This window comes from Bradyrhizobium sp. LHD-71, from assembly GCF_031157255.1.
Lineage (GTDB): Bacteria > Pseudomonadota > Alphaproteobacteria > Rhizobiales > Xanthobacteraceae > P52-10.
Genome location: NZ_JAVIFX010000002.1, coordinates 26,823 through 53,444, shown reverse-complemented (window position 1 = coordinate 53,444; position 26,622 = coordinate 26,823). Strand labels below are relative to the sequence as shown.

The following is a 26,622-nucleotide window of genomic DNA, read 5'->3' as shown; positions in this document are numbered from 1 at the left end:
GTCAAACGGCGTTGGCGGCATTGATGCTGCGGGATGACGTCCTCGGCTGACTTCGGTATAAGGGGTAGAGACACTCCTGAAGGACAACCCCATGCCGCTTTCCCACGACGCTTCCGGAACCTTTGCGATCGCGCCGACGCCGTTTCACGAGGACGGCCGCATCGACGAGGCCTCGATCGAGCGGCTGACCAACTTCTATCGGGATGCCGGTTGTAACGGCATCACAGTGCTCGGCATCATGGGAGAAGCGCCGAAGCTTGACGGCCAGGAGGCGGTGGACGTGGCCTCACGCTTCATCCGCTGTGCCGACAAGATGCAGATCATCGTTGGCGTCTCGGCGCCGGGATTTGCCGCGATGCGATCGCTCGCGCGCGGCGTCATGGAGGCGGGTGCCGCCGGCGTCATGATTGCGCCGCCGCCGCATCTGCGCACTGACGATCAGATCGCGACGTATTTCAAGCAGGCCGTCGAGGCGATCGGCGCCGACATTCCATGGGTGCTGCAGGACTATCCGTTGACGCTGACGGTCGTGATGACGCCGCAGGTGATCCGCCGCATCGTCATGGACAATCCATCCTGCGTGATGCTGAAGCACGAGGACTGGCCGGGGCTGGAGAAGATCAGCGCGCTGCGCGCGTTCCAAAAGGACGGGTCGTTGCGGCCGCTCTCGATCCTCACAGGCAATGGCGGGCTGTTCCTGGATTTCGAGATGGAGCGCGGGGCGGACGGGGCGATGACCGGCTACGCCTTCCCGGACATGCTGGTCGATGTGGTGCGGATGTCGCAGGCAGGCCAGCGTGATGCGGCGCACGACCTGTTCGATGCGCATCTGCCGCTGATCCGCTACGAGCAGCAGCAGGGGGTCGGACTTGCCGTGCGCAAATACGTGATGAAGCGGCGCGGCATGATCGCGAGCGACGCTCAGCGCAAGCCGGCGTCGGCACTGACCGCAGCAGCGCGCGCGGAGGTCGATTATCTGTTGTCGCGGCTCGCGCGCAAGGACAAGCGTGCCGACCTTGCGGCGCGGCTGAACGTGGCTTGAGGGACGGATGAGCAAGGAAGCAGTCGCCGTTCGTCCAGCCTCCACGATGCTGCTTCTGCGTGATGGCGCCGAAGGCATGGAAGTCTTCATGGTGGTGCGTCATCACCAGATCGACTTCGCCTCCGGCGCTCTGGTGTTTCCAGGCGGCAGCGTCGACGCAGACGATCATCGCATTGCCGGCGATCCCACGCTCTACGGTGACTCTGCGGGCCTCGACGCGGCGGCGCTTGCGTTTCGGATCGGCGCGGTGCGGGAGACCTTCGAGGAGTGCGGCATCCTGCTGGCGCGGACGAAGGGATCGAATGCCCTGGTCTCGGCAGCACGTGCTGACGAAGTTGCCGCTGCGCACCGTGCCGCGCTCAACAAGGGCGAAAGAAGTTTTTCGGAGATCCTGACGACCGAAGGGATGGTTCCTGCGCTCGACCTGCTGGTGCCGTTCGCGCATTGGATCACGCCGGTCGGCATGCCGAAGCGCTTCGATACGCATTTCTATCTTGCTGTCGCTCCGGCGGATCAGGTCGGCGCCCATGACGGGACCGAGTCGGTCGACTCGATCTGGGTTTCTCCGAATGCGGCCGTGGAGGGCGCGAAGACAGGCAAGTTCAAGCTGGTGTTCGCGACCGAGCGCAACCTGATCAAGCTGGGCAAGCAGAACTCGGCTGCAGCTTCGCTCGACGCCGCAAGACGGGACCGCGTCGTCACCGTCTGCCCGGAAATCATCCGCAGCGAAACAAGCCGGCAGCTTCGTATCCCCGCCGACGCCGGCTATGACGGCAGCCTGTTCGACATGGGCGCGGGATAGTCATTGCGAGCGAAGCGACGCCGTTCTTCGAACGGCTATGCCTCGCAATGACGGCTAGAGCCCAACTTCCGCCTTCGAAGCTTCGTTCAGCACCTGCTCGCCCGCGAGATAGCGCCTCAGGTTTTCCAGAAACAGCTCATCGCCGCGGCGGACCGTGCCCGATCCGAACGGGGAGGTGTGGGCGCTGACACGGATGTTCGGATGGCTCCACATCCAGTTGTCTGCCGGCAGCGGCTCCTGCTCGAACACGTCGAGCACCGCATGGCCAGGCTGGCCGCGCTCGAGGCCGCGCTTCAGCGCCTCGGAATCAATCAGGGCGCCGCGGCCGATGTTGATCAGGATTGCGCCCTTCTTCAGCTTCGCAAAGAAGGCCTCGTTGGCGAGATACCGGGTCTCATCGTTCAGCGCGCAGGCAAGAACGACGACGTCGGTCTCGGGCAGAACCTTGCTGATGTCCGAAAGCGGAATGACAGCGTCCGCAAGCCCGCGATCGTCCGACTGCCGCCGCACGACGGTGAGATGCACGCCATAGGCCTTCACGCGCTTGGCGATCTCCGGACCGATGGCGCCGAAGCCGACGACGGTCCAGCGAGTCTCGTTGATTTCACGAAAGGCCGTACGCGTCCATTCTTTCTTGCCTTGCGCGGCGCGCTGCGCGTCGATCGGCACGATCAGGCTGAAGGCGTGCGTCGTGACGTATTCGGCGATCGATATTGCCTGGGCGCTGCTTTTCGACAGGCGGATGCCTTTGGCGATGATCTGCTTGAATGCTGGATGGTCGAGGCCCGCAAGGAACGACTGCATCCACTTGGTCTTCTTGCTGTTGACGACGCAATCAAGGAAGTTCTGAAGGTGTCCCTCGCGCATGGCGTCAGACGCGATCCAGACGATGTCCGGGTCGACCTGATCGGCAGAGATCTCCTTGCCGTTGCGTTCGAACGTGCCCGCCGGCGTGATGAGCGTGAGTTCGAGGTCGGGGGCGAGCGCCTTGAGGCGCGGCTCGATCCGCGCGAGCGCGGTTTTTCCAAGAAGAAGCTGCACGAAGATGCTCTCTGCGATGGGTTATGGCGCCGGATCGGCGCGATTGATGGCCGGAAAGCTTAGCGCAACCGCCGCGCAGGCACCAGCCGCGCAGCCTGGCCTAGGCCGTACTGGTCGGGTCGGCCTGGATCGGCACGTCTTTCGCCGCGCGGTCCGGCGTCTCGTCCTTCCAGCGCACAGATCCGAATGGGCGCTCCAGCATGCGGCGGATGCGCACCGGTTCGGGCCCTAAGTGAAATTCCTGGGCGCTCTGGGTCAGCGCGCGTTCGGATTGCGTCGGCCGGTTGCGTTGGCGCAAATAATCCAGCCAGGTCGGGCATTGGTATCGCTCGGTCCATAGTTCAGGGTCGGCGATGTCACGGGCGATCGACCAATTGTAAGCTCCGTTGCGCTGACGTGACAGCTGCACCTGCTGCATCAAGTTGTGAAATTCGCGCGCGCGCGCTTGATCGACCCGGTATTCGATCTCGATCACCACCGGGCCGCTGCGCGCCGTGAGCGCCAGGTGGACCTCCGGATCGGCGAGCGCCTCGGCATCGTCGCTCGGAGTGCCGACCGTCGGCATCGTCAGCCAGAAGCCGATCAGCGGCGAGGCCAGCATCACCCCACCGGATAGCAGCAGGGTCTCGCCGACGCCTGCACCGTCAGCGACGTGGCCCCAGATCCAGCTTCCAAGCGCGACCCCGCCGGCGATCGACGCCTGAAATGCAGCAAGCGCGCGACCGGCAACCCAACGCGGAGCGGATAACTGTACGCCGATGTTGCACAGGGCGATCGCGAGCATCCAGACGGCGCCGGCGATCACGAGCGCGCAGGCGGTCAGGATGGACCATGGGCTCAGCGCAGTGACGATGACGGACGCGCCCATGATGAACGAGCAGATTCGCACAGCGGTTTCGGCGGCAAATGTCCGCCGCACGGTTGAGATGTTCAAGGCGCCAATCACCGCGCCCAGACCGAACGCGCCGAGCATGATGCCGTAAAGCCGGGCGCCGCCGCCAAGCAGGTCGCGCGCGAGCAGCGGCATCAGCGCCGGCACCGCACTGCCGATCATGCCGAACAGCAGCGTCCGGCTTAGAATGGTGCGCAGATTTGGCGAATGGACGATATAGCGGACACCGGAGACGATCGCGCGGGTAAGCCGCTCCGGTGGCAGGCGAGGCGGCTCGACGGTTCGCTTCCACAACAGCAGCACGACAATCAACGGAATGTAGAGCAGCGCGTTGACGACGAACGACGCCATTGCGCCGGCAGCAGCCACGATAACGCCGCCGATGGCAGGGCCGAAACTGCGCGCAATGTTGAAGCTGATACCGTTCAGCGCCACCGCCTGCGGCAACGTCTCCGGCGGCACCTGTTCGTTGACCGAGGCCTGCCAGGCAGGCTGGAACAACGCCATGCCGGTGCCGATCAGGAACGAGAAGCCGAGCAGGATGTAGGGCGAAAGCAGGCCGATAGAGGCGAGCACGGACAGCGTCGCCGCGGACATCAGCGAGATCGTAAGCCCGACCAGCGCGACGATCCGCCGGTCGTGCATGTCGGCGATGGCGCCTGCCGCGATCGAGATCAGCAATGTCGGCATCAGCGCGGCCGTCTGCACCAGCGCCACCATGTCGGCAGACGACGTCATCAGCGTCATCGCCCAGGCCGCGCCGACGCCCTGGATCAACAGGCCGAGATTTGACAGGAGGCCCGCGACCCAGATGCGGCGGAACACGGAGAAGCGCAGCGGCGCCACGATGCTGTCCGGTGTGGCGATGCCGGCAAGAGAAGTTTTGATCATGCACGAGGACCGTGAACGTTCGCAGCGGGAAGGTCAACGCCAGACGCGACACCTGCGCCTTTTCTCGCAGGCGCTGACGGCGACGTCAGGGGCCGAGCAGTTGCTCCGCATTGGCCGTCACGAAATAAACTGAACCTGCGACGGTAAGATGGCCATGATCCCAGGCGATCGGTTGCGGCGGCGTACCGGGAGATGTCAGCCGGCAACCGGCAGAATTGCAAAGCGTTGTCCGCGGCGAAATGAACGTCACGTTCGACGCCATCCAGGATTGCCTGACAAAATCGTCGGCAGCGAAAGCCTTCTGGTCGAGGTACTTGGTCTCGTAGTCCGCAAGCGGCGTGGAAGCTTTGGCTTCGCGCGTGAGCAGGCCAAGCTGGTGGTTGCGGATCAGAATGCGCGAGGGCGCGAGTGACCAGGCTGGGAACTGCCCGACCACGACGATTCGCTGCACACCGCTTGCCGCGAGCTTTGCGCGCGTCGCGTCGATTGCGGATCGGTCCATGGCGCCCCAACCGCGATGTCCGTCATAGAGATTCCACCGCCCTGCAAGGATCACGGTATGCGGCTTTAACGTTTCGATCCGTTTCATCACGAACGTGTTCACCGCATCGCAATTGGTTCGTTGCGTGCTGGTGAATCCCAGGATCGGCGGACAACCGGACGCCGTATATTCCGCAAGATCAAAGTTCTTCGTGCGCTGCAGGGCGGCTAGTCCTGGAAACAGATGCGCGGCATAGGAGTCGCCCCACAGCAGGACAAGCCGCGGCGCGGACGGTGTCGCGCTGACGCAGGCATCGGAAAAAGCGGAAGGCGCCTGCGTCTCTGTCAGGAAGCACGTGTTGGTGCGATAGGCCTGGTTGGCCTCGGTCTGGAAATCTTTCGCCAGTTTCTGGACGTGATTATCGAAGCGGCCCGGAATGCCTGCCTGGCTCCAGACCAGCACAGCCAGACAGGCCGCTGCCGCAAGACCCGCCGATGCGCCGATCGGCTGCAGGAGCGACGGATGGCCAGTGCGGAACGGGCGTTCGATCCACCGCCAGGTCAGATGCGCGAACACAAAAGAGGCGCCGACAAGGGCGAGCTTCATGATGATCGTCGGCTCGGCGCCGAAACGCGCTATGCGCGTGAACACCAGCAAGGGCCAGTGCCACAGGTACAGCGGATAGCTGATGAGGCCGATGTAGACGAGCGCGGGATGCTTGAGCAGCAGCCTGTTGATGTGGGCGGTGGGACCCGCGAAGATCAGCAGGGCTGTACCCGCAACCGGCATCAGCGCCCACCAACCTGGAAAAAGGCTGTCGGGATCGATCAGCATAACGGCGGCCACGAGCAGGCCGAGGCCGGTCCATGCTGCGGCATTTTGGATCGCGAAAGGGTGCGGGCGCCGGGGCATGAGGGCGAGCAGGGCGCCAGCCGCCAATTCCCAGGCGCGCGATGCAGGCAAATAGAAGGCTGCCGTCCGATCGGCGGCTGACAGCGCGATATTGCAGGCGAATGAAAGGAGCAACACCACAACGGCGGCGCGCCACATCCAGCGTCGTCGCGCGGTCAGCATCAATAGCAGCGGCCAGATGATGTAGAACTGCTCCTCGATGCCGAGCGACCACAGATGCAGGAGCGGCTTCGTCTCGGCCGCAGCATCGAAGTACCCGGCCTGGAAGAACAGTGCGATGTTGGCGACGAATGCCGCGGACCAGGCCGCGTCTGCACCCAGATTGCGGTAGTCGGCCGGCAGCAGCAGGAGGAAACCCGCAGCAAGGCAGACGAGCAGCACGAGAACCAGCGCAGGGAATATTCGTCGTGCCCGTCGGCCGTAGAAGACCGGCAGGCTGAACGTTCCCGCCTCGAGCTGCTGAGCGATCAGGCCCGAGATCAGAAAGCCGGAAATCACGAAAAAGACGTCGACGCCGATGAAGCCGCCGGGCACGGCGTTCGGAAACGCATGGAAGCCGACAACCAGCAGCACCGCGATTGCGCGCAGGCCATCGATGTCGGGACGGTAGGCGGGGGAGCGCTGCGCGCAAGATATCATGGGCGTGGCGCCACCGTCAGCATCGTGGGAAAGGGATTTGAAGTAGGCGAGGCTCAGGGCGAGAGTATGATCTAGGCGGCCCGCTTATGTGCCACGAGCGCCTCGCCGAACGCCTCGAACAGCTTGCGGTTGATCGGGTTCTTCTGCGGATCGTATTCGGCGTGCCATTGAACGCCGAGCGCGAAGCCAGCTGCTTCCGCGATGCGAATGGCCTCGATCGTGCCGTCCTCAGCAATTCCTTCGATCACCACCCGCTTGCCAGGCTCGAGGATGCCCTGGCCGTGCAGAGAGTTGACCCGGATCTTTTCGCATCCGAGCAGCCGGGAAAACGTGCCGCCGGGTGTCAGGGTGACGTCGTGACGGTCGGCGAAGATGACCAGGGGGTCGGGATGGATCTCACCCGTCTCCAGCCGCGGCATCCGGTGGTTCATGCGGCCGGGCAGCTCGCGGATCTCCGGGTGCAGCGAGCCGCCGAAGGCGACATTCATCTCCTGCAGGCCGCGACAGATACCGAAAACGGGCACGCCGCGGGCGACGCAGGCTTTCGCCAGCTCGAGCGCGACGCCGTCGCGATGCTCGTCATAGGGTTCGTGCTTCGGGTCCGGTTCGAGGCCGAAATGGGTGGGGTGCACGTTGGCGCGGGCCCCGGTCAGCAACACGCCGTCGACCACGTCCAGAAGCGCGCCGATATCCGTGATTTCGGGCGAGCCCGCAAACATCAGGGGCAGCGCGCCGGCGACTTCAGCGACGGCGCGGAGGTTGCGCTCACCGACCATCTGGGTCGTGAACCGGTTCTCGACGCGCTGGGCGTTGCCGATCACCCCGACAACGGGTTTTCTCATCGTCAGCCTTGGTCCTGCAGCGGGCACTCAAATCAGTATATTCGCCAATCATGCCCGGGCGTTGCGGCGGGATCAATATCCACAGGACTGCTTGGTTCGGACCCCTCATATGCATCTCTCGCCTTTCCGAGCATATTGAACGGCTGGCTTAACCAGACTTAACTGGCGGCGAAAAAAGAGGCGGAGCAGGGGGACAGTCATGTTCGAAGGTAATCGCGTCGTTGCGCATACGCGCTCCCGCTACCCGATTTTCCAGTCGCCGATGACCTGGATTGCACGTTCGCCCCTGGTGTCGGCCGTCTCGGCGGCGGGCGGCATGGGCCTGCTGGAAAACTCGATCGCCGACCTGTCCGTGACCACCCGCGAATTTTCCGCCATCCGCGCTGCGACCAACCAGCCGTTCGGCGTGAACCTGCCGGTGCGCTACCTGCAGGCCAACCAGAACGAGGAAAAGAAGATCATCGACTGGCTGCTCGCACAGGGCATCCACTTCGTCACCACCTCGGCAGGCGATCCGACGCGCTACGCCAAGCTATTGAAAGACGCGGGCGTGATTGTCTACCACGCCACCGCAACCTTGCGAGGCGCGCAGAAGGCCGTGGACGCGGGTGTCGACGGGCTGATCGTCGAGGGCGCGGAGAGCGCCGGACTGCGCAACCCGGACGAGGTGCATTCGTTCGCGCTGCTGCAGGCAGTGCGGGAAGCTGTCGATGTGCCGATCGTTGCGGCTGGCGGCATTGTCGATGGCCGGGGCATGGCGGCGGCCTTCGCGCTCGGCGCCGAGGGCGTCACCATGGGTACGCGCTTCGTCGCCTCGCTCGAAAGCCCCGTGCACCAGAACTACAAGAACGCGATTGTGAATGCGCCGATCACCGGCACGATCCTGACCGACAATCCACCGCGCGCACGCTCGCGCGGTTTGCGCACGTCCTATGCGGAGGGCGTCAAGGAGGGGACCCGCGAGCGCCACCAGGGCAGGGCGACGCTCGACCTGCTTTATGTCAACGGCGACGTGGACAACACGTCCGGCTCGGCGGGCGAAAGCGCCGGTCTGATCCACGAGGTCAAAGCAGTGCGCCAGATCATCGACGATACGGTCACAGGCTTCTGGCGTGAGATTGACCGGCTTGCGGCGCTCCGGCCGCAAATTCGGCAGGGGCAGCAGAGGCCGGTGCGATCCGCATAGCGGGTTCCGGGACAGGGCTTATCGGCGCCGTCGAAGCCTCCCCGGGCAACGGGCCGCGCCCCTTTTTTTCGACCGTCCGACACTCGTGCCGTCGTGCGCGGGCTGTTGTATAGTCAAGGAAGGCGGGGGAGATGTTGCAATGCATCCAGCAACGGAGGTCCGCCATGAAAGTCAAAGACGCGATGCACAGGGGCGTCGACTGGGTCAGCCCGGACACCCCGATTAGCGAAATCGCAAAACTGATGCGAGCGCACGATATCGGCTGCGTCCCGATCGGCGAGGACGACAAGCTGGTTGGGATGGTCACCGACCGCGATATCGTCTGTAAGGGAGTCGCCGACGGGCAGTTCGACGCCGCCCGCGCGACTGCGCGCGACGTGATGACCGAAGGCATCCATTGTTGTCGGGAGGACGACGACCTCGCAAAGGCCGTGCATCATATGGAGCAGTTGAAGGTCCGGCGGTTGCCGGTGATCAACAAGAGCAAGCGGATGGTCGGCATGATCAGCCTGGGCGACGTTGGCACCTTTGCCCCCAATGATCTGCTGGCTGGGTGCGTCAAGACGGTGTCGGCGCACCACTGACGACGGTGAGGCTGTTCGCCGGCGCGCAGCGTCTTGAGCCAATGTTTCGGGCCGAAGCCGCGGTAGCGCACGCGGCGCGGGGTCCGTCGTGCCGGAGCTAATGGTCCGCCGGTGCTGTGGTGTTGCAAAAATGCACCGCGTGCCGATGATCGTTTCCACAAGGTGGGCTCTGGCGTTGCGATTCACAGTCGCGCAGTAGATGTATCGGCCCCTAGGTAACTTGGGGGTTTTCAAAAGAAATGAAGAAACTAGTTCTTGCCGCTGCCGCGCTCGCTGTCTTCGGAACGACGGCATCGGCAGCCGATCTCTCGGCCCGCATGCCGCTCAAGGCTCCTCCGGTCGTTTCTCCCGCCATCAACTGGTCCGGCTTCTACGCGGGTGCCATGGGCGGATATGGCGTATCGGATGAGGTCAGCGCGTCCATTCCGGGCGTGGGGGGCGTGTCGGTCAGCTCGAGCGATCTCGACGGCGGCTTCGTCGGTGGCACGATCGGCTACAACTGGCAGGCGCCGGGCAGCCAGTTCGTCTTCGGTATCGAAGTGGATGCGGCCTGGTCCGACATCAGCTACAGCGAAAACTTCGGCTTTGGCGTCACGGCTGAAGATCGCATCGAGGCTCTGGGCAGCGTCACCGGCCGTCTGGGTGTCGCGTTCAACTCCGTGCTGCTTTACGCCAAGGGCGGTTACGCCTGGGGTATCAACGAAATCTCGGCATCGAGCGTCGGTGTTACCTTGTCCGAGAGCCAGACGCATCACGGCTGGACGGTCGGCGCAGGCGTGGAATGGATGTTCCTGCCGAACTGGTCGCTCAAGGGCGAATACATGTACGTCGATCTTGGCGACGCGAACTACCTCACCAGCGCGCTGCTGCCGACCGGCGTCGACCTTGGTGTGACGCTGCACACCGGGAAAGTTGGTGTGAACTACCGCTTCTGATCGAGCGGACTGTCGAGATCCCAAAGCCCCGCTTCGGCGGGGCTTTTTTTGCGCCATGGGACAAGGCGACGCTATCTGAGTAACCTCCAACGATTCATGTCTGTCTGCTCAGGCGTAATGGGGCTGGCCTCATGATCCAGACAGTCGTCTCGCGATTGATAGCGGACCTGCTCCAGGCCTTTGCCTTTGCGGTTGGCGCGGAAAAGCAACTGATGCGTGGGGTGCGATTACGTGGTGGAGCGTCTTGTCTCTGGTCGAGGGAGATGGCTCCTCGTGCCTGTTCAAGGCTCACTCATACGTAACGGACCAGTGCCAGACAACGGCGTAGTGTAACTCTCCATCTGTCGGTCCGGCCGTCATACCCTCGCTTTGAAACGGCACTTCTTCCTGCAGCCCGGTTGGAAAGTTGATGTACTTCGTCTTCAGGTCCGGCCGCCCGGGATGCCAGTAGTGAGCGTCATCGGTCGAGTAGAAGAGCGTGAACAGCACCTCGAACCGATCATACTCCCTTCCTTCGGTGCTGACACCCACACCTTTGCCCTCTCCATTGAGGGCCTCCGGACCGATCGTGTGCTTGAAATTGAGGTCGAAGATCTTTTTGCTATTCGATGGATCATTGCTGTCATCTATTTCGATCTCGCCGAGGTGAAATTCCTTCACCTCCGGGCCGTTGTGCACCTTGAACCAGAATCTGGCTTCGCCGGTATCTTCGATCCCGATCGAATCGCTGTCGTCATGAACGACGAGCCGATCAAATTGAACCTCGACCTTGCGGCGTTTGGTTGTGATCTCGTAGTGCAGGTTCTGCCAGCTTCCCTGCGCATCGCTTGCCCGAACGACGACATGATAGCGGGTGCCGGGTATGAGGGGCTGAGCGGTGAGCCCATGCGCTGTCCCGATGAAGCCGGAAACAGTAACGACGGGCGATGCAATGTCGATCGATCCGAATGGGCCTTGCACGGGAGCGTCCCGTCCAACCTTCATGACCAGGTGCGCCGGCCGGCGCGTGAGGAGGCGCGCGTCGTGAAAGGTTCCTCCGGTCAACAACGAGCCACGATCCGGAAGCCATAGTCTGTCGGAAACCTCGAGCGGCAAGATCAGGTCACTGGGACCGGGTTGCTCGAGCAGAGCGAAGATCGTGATGAGGGGGCGGAAGCGCCCGAGGCTCATTCCGGAATTATTCGGATCAAGCTCCTGCGGCAGCAGGCCATACTGCAACACGTCTCCCGGCTTCATCAGAGGCGTGAGCCGCCGGCCTTCGCGTTCGAGCTCTGCTGCTTCTGCGGCCGTCGTGGCGTCTTCAACGAGATTCTCTTTCGTCCATGGCTGACCCACGAAGCGCCGCCACAGCACGGTGAAGGCGTCGTCGATCTCGTAATTGACCCCTGTAGACAGCGTCATTCCAGGCTTCAGGTAGAAGGTTTCGGTGTCGGCCGTCAGCTTGCTCATGGCACTCGCACTCCAATTCGCGATGTCGCCACGCTGTACGTCCGGCCGTCGGTCAGCATCATCCAAACGAAGGAGGTTACGGAAAAGCTTAACGATGGCAACGGCTCTTGCCCCGCACGTACCAGACCGCCGAGCAGGGCGGTCGGGCCTGGTCGTTGCTGATACGCGCTCGATTCCCGACAAACGGATTGCTCATGGTCCGTTTTCCGTCATCAGCACGTCAACGCCGCCAACCTCGATGGCGCAACGGGAAAGGCGATGTCCAGTTACGATGAGGTGTAGGCGCGGTCGCCGCGGCGAACATCACGGGAGCGCGGGACGTTCCGCGACACCGGACTGACGTAACCGGTGCAAGGATCCACGCGCCAGTCTCAATCCCGCAAATGCCAAGTGCGCCACACGTGCAACCGTTGTTGCGAAAGCGCGGCCAGCGCGGCAAGGGTGTGCTTGTGCTGATAGATGATGATCTTGTGACCCGCATTCGCCGCATGGGATGCAGGCATGTGGCAAAGCGCGCCTCGCGTCATCTCAAGAGATCGACAACACGGAAGGAATCATCGCCCAATACGACTTGGCGCGGGGGCTTCTTGTCTGGAGAAACTGCCGATGAACAGTCTGCATGCAACCGCGCAAACCAGAGGTCTGACGTTCGGAGCTGCCGCCGGTCCCCGGACGATCACCGAGCCCGAGCTTTGCGCGCTTGTGAAGCAGCATTGCGGAATCATCACCACGGACATTGCGCTGAAGTGGAATACCGTCTGCCCGTCGGGACCCTCATATGATTGGACGCAAGCGGACAACATGATCGCCTGGGCGGAGGCCGCAAACATCAAGGTCAAGGGCCATCCACTGGTCTGGAACGAGTTCAACCCGACATGGCTCTGGACCGACAGCAAGACTGCGCCCGATTTCGGCGAGTTGACATCGCCTATGACCGTCGACGAAGCGAAACGCGTATTCGATCAGCACATCACGGAAACGATCGAGCGTTTTTCCGGGCGCATTCACATCTGGGACGTGGTCAACGAACCCATCGAGCTCGCGCACGGTCGTGACGACGGGATGCGCGCAAAACTCTGGATGAAGGTTTGGGGACCTGACTACGTCGCGCGCGCCTTCGTCCGCGCGCATGCCGCCGATCCGCACGCGAAGTTGTTCATGAATGAGCAGTCGCTTGAGAAATTCAACAACGAAAAGGCGCGCGTCAAATTTCTTGCGTTGATTGACCGGTTGCTCGACGCCGGCGTCCCCATCCACGGCGTCGGGCTCGAAAGTCACCTGATCATGTGGGCGATGGTGACGCATGAGGGCATCATGTGGCTGCTGAATGAGTTGCACAAACGGGGCCTCGAGGTGCACATATCCGAACTGGATGTCGCACACGTGGGTGACAGCGGTCAGGGCCTTCCGGCTGGTACTGATCCGGCGACGGTGGATGCTGCTGTCGCGAGTTTCGTGGGCTCGTACCTCGATGACGTGCTGTCGTTTCCGAACGTGACGACAGTGATAACATGGCAACTCATCGACAAGTACTCGTGGCTCTACAACTCAAATCCGCGCCCGCTGCCGTTCGACGACTGCTGTCAGCAGAAGGCCTTTGCCCGGGAAATCGAGCGGGCGCTCATCTCGGCGCGGCCGCGCGCGCGGCGATGAGATGGGCAGTTACGGGAGAGAGGCGCCCGAAACGAAGCTCCCGGCTTCTGGTCGGGGCTTTTTCATCGGCCTGAAACCAGTACGCCTTATCCTGAGCGGGGATTTAAAGTCGTTCGGTGCGCGGACCTGGCGCAATCAGTGCGTCCGCCACTCTGGGCTATCGCACTCGAAAGCTAGACCTCCGCATGCTTCGCATGGCGCAGGTGCGGATGGCGATGTCGAGCGGAGGTTGACCGGGAATATCGTGAGGCGAGATGGCGGCTTCAGTGATACCGGTGCAGCCTAGAGCATCAGTAGCCCACTGATCATCGTCACTGTTCCTAGAAGGATCGCGGCCAACAAGGCGTTTTCAGCAAGCGTGGTGTTCTCCATCGCGCGAACCCCTCCCAGGCTAGCAACACAACGATATGAAATATGAGTCCTAGGAGGCGACCGTCGTTCCTGCGGAACCGAAAATTTTGTTCACTTTGTAACACTGGGGCAATCGTAACCATCAATTGCAAGGTTTTCGCAACCTTATCTAAAACACTGACTTGCGGTTGGCGCTAAATCGTTCATCGTTGCCGAGCTTTCGAAAGAAAGTATGTGGAACTCCTGGCGGTGTCCCTTTGGGGCGCCGCCTTCTCTTTATCAGCACTGCTAACTGGGATTAGCGAGGGCTGCGTTTGTTGCGTACATCCGCACCAGTCTCTTGCGAGCCGCCGCTGCCGTTGCCAGCACACCGTCGAGTTCACCAGCCTCGGTCGCTGCAATCAGCTCGGTGAGGGCATCCGTACTGCGTGCTGATCAAACTTTCCGATCATGAGACCAGCTTTGCCCGGTGAGAGCAGGACGTTCTGCAGCCCGTTCAGCTAATCCGTTGCGCTGTAAGGATTTTCATTGGCGCACTCGGAGTGCTTCTAAAACGCTCCCAGCTCGGTGTCTCTATTTTGAGCGGCTACCTCACTTCCGAGGAGCAGCGGACTGGTCATATTTTTCGGGAGATGCCGATCTCGCAGAGCCGTGCGCTGATGACCAAGGGCCAACTCTATGGAGGGTAGCGTGCACGTCCGGATAGAACCGTGTGAGCCTCTCTCTGATCTTCGGAGCCCCCAGCTCGGCCTGTCCTGCTTCAGGCGTAGGATCTGCGTCTAATCTGGACGCGAGTTGGCTGGCGTAGCGATAGGGCCGGCGAGCGGGTCGCTCAGCGCTTCCAGACCGCATTGTTGTAGCGGGTGATGAGCTTGTCGCCGGTCTTACCACCGCACCTGTCCTAGATTGGATTTTCCCGATACGCGAGAGCCTGCGCTGCGCGATCGCGCCTGACGCACTCACCTGCACCTCACCAGCATGACGTCCCGTCTCGATCTTCCGCGTCGGGACAATCTGGTGACGACATTGCATCAAGAGGCGCGGCAGATCGAAGCGCAGCTTGAGCCCGTATTGGCAATGGTTTTAGCGACTGATCGGCAGGCCCCAAGACCCGGAATCAGCTACTGACCTCTCCGCGCTTTTCCTTGTTATCGGGAATCACCTTCGCCAGTGCTGCCTGAAAGGCAGGGCCGTAACGCTCAACCAAATGGTCGTGATCGGGGTACGGGTCGGATACGCGTCGTACTCCGTCGCGGGCCGTTTGCGCCAGCGAATTAGCCATTTGCGTTTCCACCTAGGGCCTCTCGGTCAGGTGGCAGGCAACCTGATGGCCGGCTGCCGTGGTGCGAAGCTGCGGTTCCTGTGTGCGGCAGATCGGCATGACGTGCGGGCAGCGCGTGTGGAAGCGGCAGCCCGTCGGCGGATTGAGTGCGCTCGGGATGTCGCCAGCAAGACGCGCGCGGCGCCCGCGGCCGCGGTCCTGCGGGCGCAGCACCGGCACGGCGGCGATCAGCGCCTGCGTATAGGGATGTTGCGGGGATGCGTAGATCGCGCGCTTCTCCGCGATCTCCACAATCTTGCCGAGATACATCACCGCCACGCGATCCGAAATGTGTTTCACCACGCTGAGATCGTGCGCGATGAACAGGTAGGTGAGGCCGAGTTCGGCTTGCAGGTCCTGCAGCAGGTTGACGATCTGCGCCTGCACCGAAACGTCGAGTGCCGAGACGGGCTCATCGCACACCACAAAGCGCGGCTTTAGCGCGAGCGCCCGCGCAATGCCGACGCGCTGGCGCTGGCCGCCCGAGAATTCGTGCGGGAAGCGGCTAGCCGCGCGCTGCGGTAAACCGACGAGGCGCAGCATGTCAGCCACCACCGCACGGGCTGCGGCGTCGGCCCTGGCGCCGTGAATTACCAGCGGCTCCATGATGATGTCTTCGACCGACATGCGCGGGTTGAGCGCGCCATACGGGTCCTGGAAGATGATCTGCATGGCGCGGCGTTTCGGCCGCATCGCTTTCATGTCGAGCGAGGTGATGTCGTCTCCATCGAACAGGATCGTGCCGCCGGTGGGTTCGATCAGGCGGATCAACGTGCGGCCAAGCGTCGACTTGCCGCAGCCGGATTCGCCGACGAGGCCCAGCGTTTCTCCGGGCATGATGTTGAGGTCTACGCCGTCGACCGCGCGCAAGGCAATGGCTTGCCGGCGCAGCAACAGGCCGCCGGAGATCGCGTATGTTTTGGTGAGGCCGGCGGCGGAGAGGAGATGGGTCACGTGGCAACCAGTTCATCGGCGCGGATGCACGCGACGGCGCGATCGTCATGCTGGACCACGAGCGGTGGATTGGCCGCGCGACATGCCTCAATGCAATAGGTGCAGCGTGGGGCGAAGCGACACCCCGCCGGACGGTGCGCGGGTTCGGGCAGCGAGCCCGGAATGGCGATCAGGCGGTGCCGGTCCTGCTCCAGGGTGGGCACGCAGGCGAGCAGGCCTTTGGTATAGGGGTGCTGCGGCGCATCGAACAGGTTTGCAACGGAGGCGCGTTCGACGATGCGCCCCGCATACATCACCAGCACGCGATCGGCGACCTCGGCGATGACGCCCATATTGTGGGTGATGATCATGATGGCCATGCCCAGCTCGTCGCGCAGGTCCATGAGCAGATCGAGCACCTGCGCCTGAATGGTGACGTCGAGCGCCGTGGTGGGCTCGTCCGCAATCAGCAGCTTGGGCCGGCACGCGAGCGCCATCGCGATCATCACGCGCTGGCGCTGACCGCCGGACAACTGATGCGGATAGTCGTTCAGCCGTTTTGTCGCCGACGGGATGCCGACGCGCTCGAGCATTTCGAGTGCGCGATCCCGCTGATCGCTGGCGGACATTCCTTCGTGCGCGCGAACAGTTTCCATGATCTGCTCGCCGATGGTGAACACCGGGTTGAGCGACGTCATCGGCTCCTGGAACACCATCGAGATGCCGGCGCCGCGGATTTTCTCCATGCGGCTTTGCGAGGCGGTGGTGAGTTCCTCCCCCGCGAACCTCACGCTGCCGGCGGCGATGCGTGCGGGAGGCTGCGGCAGCAGGCCCATGATGGTCAGCGCAGTGACGGATTTGCCGCTGCCTGACTCACCGACGATGCCGAGGATTTCGCCGGCGTCGAGGTTGAAGCTGACATCTTCGATGGCGGTGATCTCTCCGCGGGCGGTCTGGAACGCAGTCGTGAGGCCGCGCAGTTCGAGCAGGCTCATTGCTGAATTCTCAAGCGTGGATCGAGCACGTCGCGTAAGCCATCGCCCAGCAGATTGAGGCCCATCACGGTGATCATCAGCGCAATGCCCGGGATGGTGATGATCCAGGGCGCCTCGACCATGTATTGGCGGCCCTCGGCCATGATGTTGCCCCAGGTGGGCGTCGGCGGGACAGCGCCAAGGCCGAGGAAGCTCAGCGTCGCCTCCGAGAGCACAGCGTAGGCGAACAGAAAGCTGAGCTGCACGATCAGCGGCGCCATCGCGTTGGGCAGGATGTGGCGGCGCAGGATGCGCCAGTGCCCCGCGCCGGCCGCCACCGCCGCCTGCACATATTCCATCTCGCGCAGCACGATCACGGAGGAGCGCACAATCCGCGCCGTGCGCGGGACATAGACGATGGCGAGCGCCAGGATGGCATTGAGTGTGGATGGGCCGAGCACGGCGGTGATGCCGATCGCCAGCAGGATCGCCGGAAAGGCCATCATCGCGTCGTTCACCCGCATCAGGGCATTGTCGAGCGACCTGAAATAGCCGGCCAGCGCGCCGATCAGCGTGCCGAAGACTGCGTTGAGCGCGACCACCGAAGATCCGATGATGACGGACAGCTGCGCACCCCAGATCACGCGCGACCAGAGGCTGCGGCCAAAATTGTCCGTCCCGAATGCGAACTCCGAACCGGGCGGACGGAATTTGAAGCGCATTGCGAGCTTGGTCGGATCTGTCGGCGCGATCCATGGCGCGAGAACCGCCGCAGCCAAGATGATGCCGAACAGACCGAGCCCGGAGAGGAAGAGGCGGTGGCGGAACAGACGCTTCAACGTGGCCCGCGCGGGATGCACATGCGTCTCGGGGACGTCGGCGTCGAGTTCGAGTTGCGCCGCTGCGCTATTCATGACGCACCCGCGGATCGAGCAAGGAGTAGCACACGTCGACGCCGATATTGATCAGAACAAGAAATGCCGTGACCAGGAACAGCCCGCCCTGGACCATCGGGTAGTCTCGGTTCAGCACCGCCTGCGTCAGCAGCTGCCCCATGCCGGGAATGGAGAACAGCGTCTCCGTCACCACCGAGCCTGAGACCAGAAGGCTCACGATGATGCCCACCACCGTGGTGATCGGGATCAATGCATTGGATAACGCATGCTTCATCACCACGAGCCGTTCCGGCAGACCCTTGGCGCGCGCGGTGCGGATGTAATCCTGCCGTAGCACCTCCAACATCGTAGAGCGCGTGATGCGGGCAAGCAGGCCCACCTGGAGCAGCGCGAGCGAAATCGCCGGCATGGTGGATGTGCGCAGCCACCCGATGGGATCGTCAGTGAATCCGACGTATCCGCCCGTCGGCAACCAGCCGAGCTGCACGGCGAAGAAAATGATCATCAGCAATCCCAGAAAGAAGTTCGGGATTGAAATTCCCAGCATCGCGAGCATCATCGCAAGCTGGTCGATCAACGTGTTCTGGCGCAGCGCCGCGAAAATTCCGCTCGCCAATCCCAGCACCAACGTGATGACGAGCGCATAGGCCGAGAGCGCAATCGTCACCGGCAGCCGCTGCAGCGTCACCGACATCACGTCCTGGCCCATCAGAATGGACCGCCCGAGATTGCCCTGCAGCAGTCCGCCGTACCAGCGCACGAGCTGCACGGCGATCGGTTCGTCGAGGCCGAGATCTCTCCGGATCTGCTCCAGCTGCGCCGGCGTCGCGCTCATGCCGCCGATGACCGACGAAGGATCGCCGGGGATCAGCCGCATCATCCCGAAGGTGATGAGGCTGACGATCAGCAGAACCGGCAGCGCGCCGAGAACGCGGCGCAGGACAAGGCTTGCCAACTCATCATCCCTTCATCGGCTCATTTCGTAAACCACACGTTGGACATGCGCGGAATCCGGAAGGACTTGTACCCTTGCACGTTCGCCCGCACACCCTGTACCTTGGTCAGCGCACCGAACGGAAGGGCGTAGACCTTCTCGAGGATGAGTTTCTGCATGCGCGCGAATGCGGCCTGACGGTCCTTCGGGTCCGGCAAGTTGTTCATGTCGTCCCACGCCTTGATGATCTCCGGATCGTCCTTGCCTTCGCCGGGCTTGTAGTTGGCATTCGGCGGCGTGAAGAACTGCATCGTCGCGAGCGCGCCGAGTGCGGGCTGCGTGCCGTATCCGGTGAAGAAGAAATTCCAGCCCGGCTCGTTCTTGGTCATAATGCCGACCGAGGTTGGCCAATCGACCACCTTCAGGTCCGCCTTGATCCCGATCGCCTTCAACTGCTCCGCCATCACGAGCGCAGCGTTGTACATCGAGGTGTAGTCCTTGTTGGTGAGCAGCACGATCGGCTCGCTCTTGTATCCGGCTTGCTTGAGATACTCTTTCGCCTTGGCGGGATCCTTGATGTTGTAGGTCTCCTTGCCGACGTCGGTGTAGCTTGGTTGGTTCGGATACTGGAAACCGACGTTCAGTTTGTAATTGCCGTCGGTCGCGGCATCCATGATCTCATCCATGTCCAGCGCTGCCTGGATTGCCTTGCGTAGCAGCAGATTGTCTGTGGGCGGGTTGGTGATGCTCGGCAACGCGATCTGGATCCACCAGTTCGGCAGTGGCACGATCGTGATGTTCTTGTCCTTCTTCAACTCGTCGAGCGACTTGGTCGGCAGGTCCTCTACGCCCTGCAACTCGCCCGTCTTCAGGCCGGCCACACGCGCGCCTGCCTCGGTGACGATCCGGAACACCACGGTATCGAAGCAGGCCTGCTTGTAGCCGCCAAAGCCGGTGCGCTCCTCGTATTTCGTGTTCGGCGTATAGCCGTCATAGCGCTTCAGCTTCACCTGGCCGCCCGGCGTGAAATCGACGAGCTGCCACGGCCCGGTGCCGACGACATGCAACTGCATGGCGGGATCATCCTTGAATTCTGCCGGGATGATGACAATCGGAACCGAGAACGAGCTGAGCTGCTCGATGAAGGTTGGCTGCGGCTGCTTCATTTTGATCACGAAGGTCGACGCATCCGGCGCGTCCCAGCCCGCAACATTCTTGAACATGCCACGCTCAAGCCCGACCTTGTTGTAGCGGTCGAACGAAGCGAGCACGTCCGCCGAGGTCATCGGCTTGCCGTTGTGGAATTTCACGCCCTGACGAAGCTTGAATGTGTAGGTCAGCCGGTCAGGCGACTCCGTGTAGGACTCGGCGAGGTCCGTGATCGCGTTGTTGTTCTCATCCCGAGTCATCAGCGTCTCGAAGATGTTCATCGCGATGTTGCGGGTCGAGATGGTGTTCGACGCGGGCTGGTCGAGGCTATTGACGTTAGCCTCCTGGCCGAACACGAACTCTCCGCCCACGGACGGACATTTGAACGGCGCCGCGGATGCCAGACCGGTCGAGCACAGAAAGGCAGCAGCGAGCCCGATCGGGACAAGTCTCACGCGAACCATGGGGTGCCTCCAGGATGTTGCGGCGCCCGGGAGCGCCAGGACCAAACCGTCACGTCTCTCCCGCGAATTTTCGAACGACGTTCTCCAGCAAGCAAGAGATGGGCCCGTTAAATCCGCGATTGGCGGGAGCCGGGTTCCAGAGGCTACCGCAGAACGTGATGGAGCCAACCGCGAAGACGGCCCCGCCGGACTCCGTGTTGAAATAGACGATTTCGCCACGCATCAGCGCGTCCGGTTCTTCGCCGCTGACCGTGTGCAGGTGCGAGAGGAGTTCTTCCGGTACGGTGACGAATGAGGCGGGGGGATTTTCCGAGCGAGCGAGGATCGCCGCGTTGGCGGGCGTGCCGAGAACCGGGTCCGCGCGGTCGAGCTCGAAGCCAGCCGCACCACCGCCGGAGAGGCCGTAGTCGCCGATGATCTCCCCGTCGATGCCGGCAAACATCCAGGCGTAGTCCGGATGATAGGAAGCGGGCAGTCGGCGATAGTAAGTGCCTTCGAACTTGCCTTGGCCCGAAAAGCCAACGCCAGCCAGCATTTGCGGCGGGCGGCGATTGCGGCGCCAGAGGCCGCCGTATTGGCCATCGAGCTGATGATAGTATTCGCCGGGTTCGGCTTGCCAGGCGCGAATGCCGCCCTCGGCGCGGCGCAACTCGATGATGTGGGGAAGTTCGGGCACACGCGCGACGCGCCAGTAGAAGCCGTTGCCGCCGAGATAGGCGAGCTTGCCCCCGGCGTGCGTGTAGTGCTGTAGCGCGTTCAAGGTGTTGGGCGTGTGGTACTCGGGATGTGAGCCGGTGAGCACGGTGCGGTACGTCGCGAGCAGTGCCGGGCCCTCGTTGTCGAGGTCTTCGTCGGTGATGACGTCGAAGGCGATGTTCTTGGCCTCGAGCCACCCCAGCAGATGCGTGTCGGCGGGATAATGCCGCAGGCCAGAGCCACGCGCATCGTCGAAGGTGAGAAAGCCCGGGCGCATCGTGAGGATGGGGCGCCGGCGCGACGAGATGCTGATGCCGCTATTGTCGGCGTGGCAGTTGTAGGTGGAGCGGCCGTAAATCGGATAGTCGTCGGGGTTGTAGGGCGAGGCACCCCAGGCCGCGGCGCGCGCCTTGTAGGCAGCGTCGGCATTGCCGCGCGCGTGGTTGGCGTAGGCCTGGTATGTGAAGGTCGAGGCCAGGAAGGCGACCCGCGCGAACGGACCGGTTTGCTTGGGCAGTACATAGAACGGGATGTGATCCTGCCCCGCATCGCAGGTGAGGTGCAGCGCGTAAGCACCACTCGGCATGTCCGACGGAACGGTCCAAGTGAAATCGGAATCCCAGCCGCAATCGTCGAGATCGCCATCGTGGAATTGGATGGCGGCGTAGTCCTGCGGGGCGTGGCGCCAGCACATTTCTCTGCCGATCCAGTGAGCGCCGACGATGGCGCGTGCGGGAAGGTTGACGAGGTGCCCGTGGCAAGCCTGCGGACCGGTATCGGTGATGACTTGCGTCGGGATGCCGATCGCGAAATCCCAGGCGGCGAGTGTCGGGGGGAGGGGCGCCGACCAGTCGGTGACAAAGCCCGCGAGAATGGCAGGGGCTTCGAGCTTGCCGGTGAAGTGATGCCGCGGAGTGCCGGGTGTATCGGCCGCGAACATGACTGCGGCGGCGCTGGGAAGTTGCAGGCCGTCGAGTTCACGGCTCGCCTGAACGATATCGCTGGAGCCGAGCGCTTGTTGTCCGACCACGATACGACCGGCTGCGGGGTCGGCTGACAGCCACACGCGATACCATCGCCGGGGCGCAAGCGGTGTGCCGGTGTTGATCCGCACGACACCACTGGAGCCGGCTATTTCGGCGAACGCGCCGGCACTGTCGCTGCCGATGCGCAAGTGACCGTCGGAAAGGAGAGTGGCCGCGCCAACGACATCGGCGGTCCAAACTAGAATAGTCCATGTGCATGGCGCCGTAGGGCTACGTGCGGGACCTTTGGGGACCAATCCGTAGGAGCCGAGATGGATCGGCTGATGGCGGCCCTGGAGTGTGCGGTCGAGGCGCGCGGACAGGTCCTCGAACTGCATGCCCGGTCCATCCGGGTTCGGATCACCACAGATCACGCGCACCAGCCGGGCGCGATAGGGGCCTGCAGTGCGCAGACTGATGCGGGCAACGACGTCCTCGCCGGGGCGCGCAGAGAAGCGGTCGAGATATCCGGTGATCGGCAGGACCGCTTGGTTCACTGTGCCTCTCCGGGCGCGGGTTACGAACTCTTCGGCAGCCCGGCGATCGCGTCATCCACAGCGTCGCCGAGGCGCTCCACGATCGCGTCGATGTCGGAGGGTGTCGCGATATAAGGCGGCGCGATGCAGATGTGGTCGCCGTACTTGCCGTCGACGGTGCCGCCCATCGGATAGATGGCGAGGCCATGCGCGAAGGCGGCGTCCTTGATACGCTCGTTCAACTTCAGCGCAGGATCGAAAGGCGTCTTGCTGGCGCGGTCGCTGACCAGCTCGATTGCCTGGAACAGGCCGCGGCCGCGGATGTCACCGACGTGGTGGTGGTTGCCGAGGCGCTCGGTCAGCCCGCTCATCAGGCGCTTGCCCATGACGCTGACGTTCTCAACGAGGTTATCCTCGGCGATCACTTTTTGCACGGCAAGCGCAGCCGCGCAGGCGACGGGGTGGGCCTGATACGTGTGGCCATGCATGAACGCGCCGGAGCCGGCGCGGAAGGCGTCGATGATCTTCTTGCCGATCAGGATGCCGGCGATCGCCTGATAGCCGCCGCCCAGCCCCTTGCCGATGACCTCGATGTCGGGTGCGATTCCTTCCTGCTCCCAAGCGTGCATCGTTCCGGTGCGGCCCATGCCGCACATGACTTCATCGAGAATAAGCAGCGCGCCATGGCGGTCGCAGATCTCGCGCATCGCCTTGAAATACCCCGGCACGGCGGTAACGCAGCCGGTGGTGGCGCCAACGACCGGCTCGGCCATGAAGGCGGCAATGTTGCCGGGTCCGAGGCGCTGGAATTCGGCTTCGAGCTCGTCCGCGAGGCGCCGAACGTACTGTTCGTCCGTTTCGTCCGCATTCTGCCAGCGGTAGGCGAAGCACGGTGAGACGAGAGAGAAGGCTTCGGACAAAATGGGCGCATATGGCGCGCGGCGCATCATGTTGCCGCCGGCGGAGAGCGAGCCGAGCGTGTTGCCGTGGTAGCCTTGGCGTCGGGCGATGAAGCGCGTGCGCTGAGGCTGACCGATCTCGATGAAGTATTGGCGTGCGAGCTTGATCGCGGCTTCGTTGCCCTCGGAGCCGGAGGAGCAGAAGTAGGCGTGGCTGAGGCCGCCGGGTTCATGGCCGACGAGTGTTTCGGCAAGCTCCTCGGCGGCCGGGTTGGTGAACAGAACCGTGTGGACGTACGCGACGTTGGAGAGTTGTTCGGCGATTGCGGCGTTGATCCGCGGATGCCCATGGCCGAGGCAAGCGACCGCGGCGCCGCCGGAGCCGTCGATGATTTTGCGGCCATCGGCGGTGTGCAAATAGATCCCTTCTCCTCGTGTCGCGAGGAGGGGATCGGCGAACAAGGTGCGGTGGAAGACACGGCTCATCGAGATGGACTCGCTACATCAGTGCCGAGATGGAACAGGCAATCTCCGCGTTCGCAGCGCGCAGGCTGGCGTTTGCATAGGACGAGCCCGGCACGGGCGAACTTCAGCAGGATCGGCTCCCGCCAGGGCACATCAATGAGGTGGATGCGGGCGGCAGGCTGATTGGCCTCAACCTCATCGCCCGGCTCGACGAGCGCTTCGTAGACGCCGGGATCGGACGCATAGACGTAATAGTCATCGCCACCGAGTTCGGTCAGCCTCGTCTTGCGTGGCGGCGGTACTACAACGCTCTTCTGCAACAATCCGACGTGGGAGAGGGCCCGCAACAGGCAGGACCGTGCCACCTCTATGGTGGTCTGGCTGAGCGAACCCGCGCCGCCGAGCTCGGTGCCGATTACTGCAACGCCTTTGCGACGACACGCGGAGCTGAACGTCCGTCCACCGCCCTGCGGCGCGGCCGCGATATAACTGACGGGCGCACCGAACGCCTCTATGAGGTCGAGGCATCGTTTGACATAGGCCTCGTCACCGTCGCGCGTCATCAGGGCGCTTGGCGTGTACATCAGCGAGCTGCCGCCGGAATGAAGATCGATCGCGTAGTCATTGCCGGGCAGGAGCACGTGTTCGATCCAGAAGGCGATCTGGTGCGTGATGTCGCCGTCCTGGTCACCCGGATAGGCGCGATTCATGTTGCTGCCATCGATGGGCGAGGTGCGCGTTGCCGCCATGGCGGCGGGGAAATTCGCTGACGGCAGTATGATGAGCCGACCCTTGATCTGCGAGGGCTCGAGCTTGCGGATCAGTTCGCCAAGTCCGAGCTGACCTTCCCATTCGTCGCCGTGATTGCCCGCGATCAGCACTACGCGTGGTCCTTCGCCGTTGCGGATGCACACAATCGGGATCGGGATCCATCCATAGGCAGAGCGATGCACGGAATGCGGTACACGCAGGAAACCGCAGGCCTTTCCCTCTGCCTCAAGGTCGATATCGGCATAGAGTCGGCTGACGGCGGAAAAATCCGTTCGCGCGGGCGTGGAGGCCATGTCGTTCACAGTGGTTGATCCTGATTGGGCCCGTGGCGGGATTGAGCTGCGACGTTCTCACGTCGCGTAGTCCGGTTCTTCCCGATCGAGAATCCGCCTGTAGGCGGCAAATTCGAGGTTCGAGTCCCAACGCTCGCTTAAGGGACCGTAGTGCCGTTTGCGCAGCTGTTCGGGCATTTGTTTGAGCTTGCCGCCGTAGCTGGCGGCGATCGACTGCCACATCGCCGAGCGCTCCACGGCCGCAAGCTCGCAGAAGGCATCGGCGACTGTGCTGCCAACCGTCGTCAACCCGTGGCTGCCCATGATCAGCGTTGTTCGCTGGCCGAGCAGATGGGCGATGCGGTCGCCCTCCTCGTCGTCGTTGACGGCGCCATTCATCTCGTCGTCGTAGGCGATGCGATCGTTGAACAGCAGGTCGTTGCTGTGCGCCACGGCCAGCCGGCCGCCTTCGACCAGGGAGAGCGCCGTCGTATAGGGCGGATGCACGTGCAGCACCACCTGTGCCTGCGGATGCATCAGATGGATGCGCGAATGAATGTGATGCGCCACCTTGCGCAATTCGCCTTTGCCCGAGACGACATTGCCTTTCAGATCGCAGACTAGGAGGTCGCTCGCGCGGAGTTCATGAAAGATCATGCCGCGCGGGTTGATCAGCATGTACTCGGTATTGGGGATCATCGCGCTGTTGTGGTTGCCGATCCCTTCGTTCCATTTCTCGCGCGCGCTTAGCCGAAACGTCGCCGCGAGATCGACCCGCAATGCCCACTCAGCGGCATCAGCGTCCTTCAACACGTGCAATTGCGCCATGAGTGGCCACCACTCCCATCTCGCCTGCAGCAGGTTTGCCGTTCAGTAGATACGAAAACCCGCCTGCCTTCAACGTGTGGCAGGCGCGGTCCAGTGCGGCGAGAGGCGCGGGGCTCGGCTTGATGCAAGTCGTCGTGGTCGAGCGCTACTCAGCAGCCGAGCTATTTATTGCGATGCGCAACGACGCCGAAACGTTCCCAAAGTAGCAAGGCAGGCGCGTAAAAGCGCTTCCGCATCAGAAATCGTGGTCCGCATAATGTGGGCGCCTGCCAATGGGGCGCTGCCCGGACGCCGGCGGGGTTGGTGGGACCACCGATACGAGATCTACATATGGAGGCCGCACAAACGCTGCGGGGTTTGGGCGCTTGTGTTGAAACGCCTTGAAGTTCAATCGCGACTCATTTCGCGAAGATGCCAGATCGCAAGCAACGTCGCCTCGACATGCTTTGGCATGATTTCGTCAAGCCACAGATCGTGCAGTGGCTTGCAGTGGTTGTCGATGATGTTCTTTAGTTTCTGACGCGCTTTTGGATGGCGCAGTCCCTTTTCCATCTTCAGCCGCCATTCGGTGGCGAAGGGATAGAACTTTTTGCGGACCGTCGAATCCTTCGCGTCGCCGCGCGTGTCGCCCGGTACGCCATTTTCGAGGACGTTCTGCTTCAGCCCCAGCGCTTTCTCTTGGCTTCGCTGGGGGTCAACAACTTGGCTGCGCCAAGGCCGCGCTTGAACGGCTTGCCACCCACATGCCACCGAAACTTCCAGCTACGGTTCGTGACTGACACCACATCGTAGTAAACGTTGTTCCCGCATGCGTAGACA

At 62.8% G+C, this 26,622-nt stretch carries 22 protein-coding genes; 6 read left to right on the top strand and 16 right to left on the bottom strand.

The genetic code is table 11. From position 1 onward, the window contains the following. Positions 1-91: 91 nt before the first annotated feature. Both RCO31_RS01590 and RCO31_RS01585 read left to right on the top strand, forming a co-directional pair. The gene (locus RCO31_RS01590; protein ID WP_308966436.1) at positions 92-1,042 is read left to right on the top strand and encodes a dihydrodipicolinate synthase family protein; all 951 of its coding nucleotides are present in this window, start codon (positions 92-94) and stop codon (positions 1,040-1,042) included. Positions 1,043-1,049: 7 nt separating this feature from the next. Then, positions 1,050-1,844, top strand: a complete 795-nt coding sequence (locus RCO31_RS01585; RefSeq protein WP_308966435.1) for an NUDIX hydrolase — start codon at positions 1,050-1,052, stop codon at positions 1,842-1,844. A 54-nt stretch (positions 1,845-1,898) separates the two neighbouring features. Here the strand turns inward: RCO31_RS01585 and RCO31_RS01580 are convergent, their stop codons facing one another. From RCO31_RS01580 to RCO31_RS01565, 4 genes are all read right to left on the bottom strand, one after another. Further along, on the bottom strand, positions 1,899-2,885 hold the full coding sequence (locus RCO31_RS01580; RefSeq protein WP_308966434.1) for an NAD(P)-dependent oxidoreductase: 987 nt from the start codon (positions 2,883-2,885) through the stop codon (positions 1,899-1,901). Between the two features lie 100 nt (positions 2,886-2,985). Further along, positions 2,986-4,668: an MFS transporter gene (locus RCO31_RS01575; protein WP_308966433.1), complete on the bottom strand. Its 1,683-nt coding sequence runs from the start codon at positions 4,666-4,668 to the stop codon at positions 2,986-2,988. An 85-nt stretch (positions 4,669-4,753) separates the two neighbouring features. After that, on the bottom strand, positions 4,754-6,700 hold the full coding sequence (locus tag RCO31_RS01570; RefSeq protein WP_308966432.1) for an acyltransferase family protein: 1,947 nt from the start codon (positions 6,698-6,700) through the stop codon (positions 4,754-4,756). Between the two features lie 71 nt (positions 6,701-6,771). Next, on the bottom strand, positions 6,772-7,542 hold the full coding sequence (locus tag RCO31_RS01565; RefSeq protein WP_308966431.1) for a gamma-glutamyl-gamma-aminobutyrate hydrolase family protein: 771 nt from the start codon (positions 7,540-7,542) through the stop codon (positions 6,772-6,774). A 199-nt stretch (positions 7,543-7,741) separates the two neighbouring features. Here RCO31_RS01565 and RCO31_RS01560 point away from each other — a divergent pair, with 199 nt between their 5' ends. The 3 genes from RCO31_RS01560 to RCO31_RS01550 all read left to right on the top strand — a co-directional run bounded on the left by RCO31_RS01560 (position 7,742) and on the right by RCO31_RS01550 (position 10,247). After that, a complete protein-coding gene (locus RCO31_RS01560; RefSeq protein WP_308966430.1) occupies positions 7,742-8,728 on the top strand; it encodes a nitronate monooxygenase in 987 nt (328 codons plus the stop codon). A gap of 164 nt (positions 8,729-8,892) precedes the next feature. Further along, positions 8,893-9,312, top strand: coding sequence for a CBS domain-containing protein (locus RCO31_RS01555; RefSeq protein WP_308966428.1), 420 nt, complete (start codon positions 8,893-8,895; stop codon positions 9,310-9,312). A 239-nt stretch (positions 9,313-9,551) separates the two neighbouring features. Further along, positions 9,552-10,247 carry a porin family protein gene (locus tag RCO31_RS01550; protein ID WP_308966427.1) on the top strand — a complete coding sequence of 232 codons (696 nt, stop codon included), beginning with the start codon at positions 9,552-9,554 and terminating at the stop codon, positions 10,245-10,247. A 288-nt stretch (positions 10,248-10,535) separates the two neighbouring features. Here the strand turns inward: RCO31_RS01550 and RCO31_RS01545 are convergent, their stop codons facing one another. After that, positions 10,536-11,879: a hypothetical protein gene (locus RCO31_RS01545; RefSeq protein ID WP_308966425.1), complete on the bottom strand. Its 1,344-nt coding sequence runs from the start codon at positions 11,877-11,879 to the stop codon at positions 10,536-10,538. A gap of 423 nt (positions 11,880-12,302) precedes the next feature. Here RCO31_RS01545 and RCO31_RS01540 point away from each other — a divergent pair, with 423 nt between their 5' ends. Next, positions 12,303-13,349 carry an endo-1,4-beta-xylanase gene (locus RCO31_RS01540; RefSeq protein WP_308966424.1) on the top strand — a complete coding sequence of 349 codons (1,047 nt, stop codon included), beginning with the start codon at positions 12,303-12,305 and terminating at the stop codon, positions 13,347-13,349. A 1,468-nt stretch (positions 13,350-14,817) separates the two neighbouring features. Here the strand turns inward: RCO31_RS01540 and RCO31_RS01535 are convergent. The 11 genes from RCO31_RS01535 to RCO31_RS01485 all read right to left on the bottom strand — a co-directional run bounded on the left by RCO31_RS01535 (position 14,818) and on the right by RCO31_RS01485 (position 26,553). Continuing rightward, a complete protein-coding gene (locus RCO31_RS01535) occupies positions 14,818-14,982 on the bottom strand; it encodes a hypothetical protein (protein WP_308966423.1) in 165 nt (54 codons plus the stop codon). Between the two features lie 12 nt (positions 14,983-14,994). Next, the gene (locus RCO31_RS01530; protein ID WP_308966422.1) at positions 14,995-15,975 is read right to left on the bottom strand and encodes an ABC transporter ATP-binding protein; all 981 of its coding nucleotides are present in this window, start codon (positions 15,973-15,975) and stop codon (positions 14,995-14,997) included. Next, complete coding sequence (locus tag RCO31_RS01525) at positions 15,972-16,949, bottom strand: ABC transporter ATP-binding protein (protein ID WP_308966419.1); 978 nt, start codon at positions 16,947-16,949, stop codon at positions 15,972-15,974. The genes RCO31_RS01530 and RCO31_RS01525 overlap by 4 nt, the downstream gene beginning before the upstream one ends. Beyond that, on the bottom strand, positions 16,946-17,842 hold the full coding sequence (locus tag RCO31_RS01520) for an ABC transporter permease (protein ID WP_308966418.1): 897 nt from the start codon (positions 17,840-17,842) through the stop codon (positions 16,946-16,948). The genes RCO31_RS01525 and RCO31_RS01520 overlap by 4 nt, the downstream gene beginning before the upstream one ends. Beyond that, positions 17,835-18,779 carry an ABC transporter permease gene (locus RCO31_RS01515; protein ID WP_308966417.1) on the bottom strand — a complete coding sequence of 315 codons (945 nt, stop codon included), beginning with the start codon at positions 18,777-18,779 and terminating at the stop codon, positions 17,835-17,837. Before RCO31_RS01515 ends, RCO31_RS01520 begins: the two co-directional genes overlap by 8 nt. Positions 18,780-18,799: 20 nt before the next feature. After that, positions 18,800-20,371, bottom strand: coding sequence for an ABC transporter substrate-binding protein (locus RCO31_RS01510; RefSeq protein ID WP_308966416.1), 1,572 nt, complete (start codon positions 20,369-20,371; stop codon positions 18,800-18,802). A gap of 49 nt (positions 20,372-20,420) precedes the next feature. Beyond that, positions 20,421-22,589: a N,N-dimethylformamidase beta subunit family domain-containing protein gene (locus RCO31_RS01505; RefSeq protein ID WP_308966415.1), complete on the bottom strand. Its 2,169-nt coding sequence runs from the start codon at positions 22,587-22,589 to the stop codon at positions 20,421-20,423. 20 nt (positions 22,590-22,609) lie between these two features. Next, positions 22,610-23,953, bottom strand: a complete 1,344-nt coding sequence (locus RCO31_RS01500; RefSeq protein WP_308966414.1) for an aspartate aminotransferase family protein — start codon at positions 23,951-23,953, stop codon at positions 22,610-22,612. Then, on the bottom strand, positions 23,950-24,996 hold the full coding sequence (locus RCO31_RS01495; protein WP_308966413.1) for a succinylglutamate desuccinylase/aspartoacylase family protein: 1,047 nt from the start codon (positions 24,994-24,996) through the stop codon (positions 23,950-23,952). The genes RCO31_RS01500 and RCO31_RS01495 overlap by 4 nt, the downstream gene beginning before the upstream one ends. A 57-nt stretch (positions 24,997-25,053) precedes the next feature. Then, positions 25,054-25,803, bottom strand: coding sequence for a class II aldolase/adducin family protein (locus RCO31_RS01490; RefSeq protein ID WP_308966412.1), 750 nt, complete (start codon positions 25,801-25,803; stop codon positions 25,054-25,056). Positions 25,804-26,190: 387 nt separating this feature from the next. Further along, positions 26,191-26,553 carry a hypothetical protein gene (locus RCO31_RS01485; RefSeq protein WP_308966411.1) on the bottom strand — a complete coding sequence of 121 codons (363 nt, stop codon included), beginning with the start codon at positions 26,551-26,553 and terminating at the stop codon, positions 26,191-26,193. Positions 26,554-26,622: the final 69 nt, after the last annotated feature.

What these genes read in the sequence shown, in the direction of transcription:
- RCO31_RS01590 (WP_308966436.1), top strand. Translation starts at nt 92, where the DNA reads ATGCCGCTTTCCCACGACGCTTCCGGAACCTTTGCGATCGCGCCGACG.
- RCO31_RS01585 (WP_308966435.1), top strand. Translation starts at nt 1,050, where the DNA reads ATGAGCAAGGAAGCAGTCGCCGTTCGTCCAGCCTCCACGATGCTGCTT.
- RCO31_RS01575 (WP_308966433.1), bottom strand. Translation starts at nt 4,668, where the DNA reads ATGATCAAAACTTCTCTTGCCGGCATCGCCACACCGGACAGCATCGTG.
- RCO31_RS01570 (WP_308966432.1), bottom strand. Translation starts at nt 6,700, where the DNA reads ATGATATCTTGCGCGCAGCGCTCCCCCGCCTACCGTCCCGACATCGAT.
- RCO31_RS01565 (WP_308966431.1), bottom strand. Translation starts at nt 7,542, where the DNA reads ATGAGAAAACCCGTTGTCGGGGTGATCGGCAACGCCCAGCGCGTCGAG.
- RCO31_RS01560 (WP_308966430.1), top strand. Translation starts at nt 7,742, where the DNA reads ATGTTCGAAGGTAATCGCGTCGTTGCGCATACGCGCTCCCGCTACCCG.
- RCO31_RS01555 (WP_308966428.1), top strand. Translation starts at nt 8,893, where the DNA reads ATGAAAGTCAAAGACGCGATGCACAGGGGCGTCGACTGGGTCAGCCCG.
- RCO31_RS01550 (WP_308966427.1), top strand. Translation starts at nt 9,552, where the DNA reads ATGAAGAAACTAGTTCTTGCCGCTGCCGCGCTCGCTGTCTTCGGAACG.
- RCO31_RS01540 (WP_308966424.1), top strand. Translation starts at nt 12,303, where the DNA reads ATGAACAGTCTGCATGCAACCGCGCAAACCAGAGGTCTGACGTTCGGA.
- RCO31_RS01535 (WP_308966423.1), bottom strand. Translation starts at nt 14,982, where the DNA reads ATGGCTAATTCGCTGGCGCAAACGGCCCGCGACGGAGTACGACGCGTA.
- RCO31_RS01525 (WP_308966419.1), bottom strand. Translation starts at nt 16,949, where the DNA reads ATGAGCCTGCTCGAACTGCGCGGCCTCACGACTGCGTTCCAGACCGCC.
- RCO31_RS01520 (WP_308966418.1), bottom strand. Translation starts at nt 17,842, where the DNA reads ATGAATAGCGCAGCGGCGCAACTCGAACTCGACGCCGACGTCCCCGAG.
- RCO31_RS01510 (WP_308966416.1), bottom strand. Translation starts at nt 20,371, where the DNA reads ATGGTTCGCGTGAGACTTGTCCCGATCGGGCTCGCTGCTGCCTTTCTG.
- RCO31_RS01500 (WP_308966414.1), bottom strand. Translation starts at nt 23,953, where the DNA reads ATGAGCCGTGTCTTCCACCGCACCTTGTTCGCCGATCCCCTCCTCGCG.
- RCO31_RS01495 (WP_308966413.1), bottom strand. Translation starts at nt 24,996, where the DNA reads ATGGCCTCCACGCCCGCGCGAACGGATTTTTCCGCCGTCAGCCGACTC.
- RCO31_RS01490 (WP_308966412.1), bottom strand. Translation starts at nt 25,803, where the DNA reads ATGGCGCAATTGCACGTGTTGAAGGACGCTGATGCCGCTGAGTGGGCA.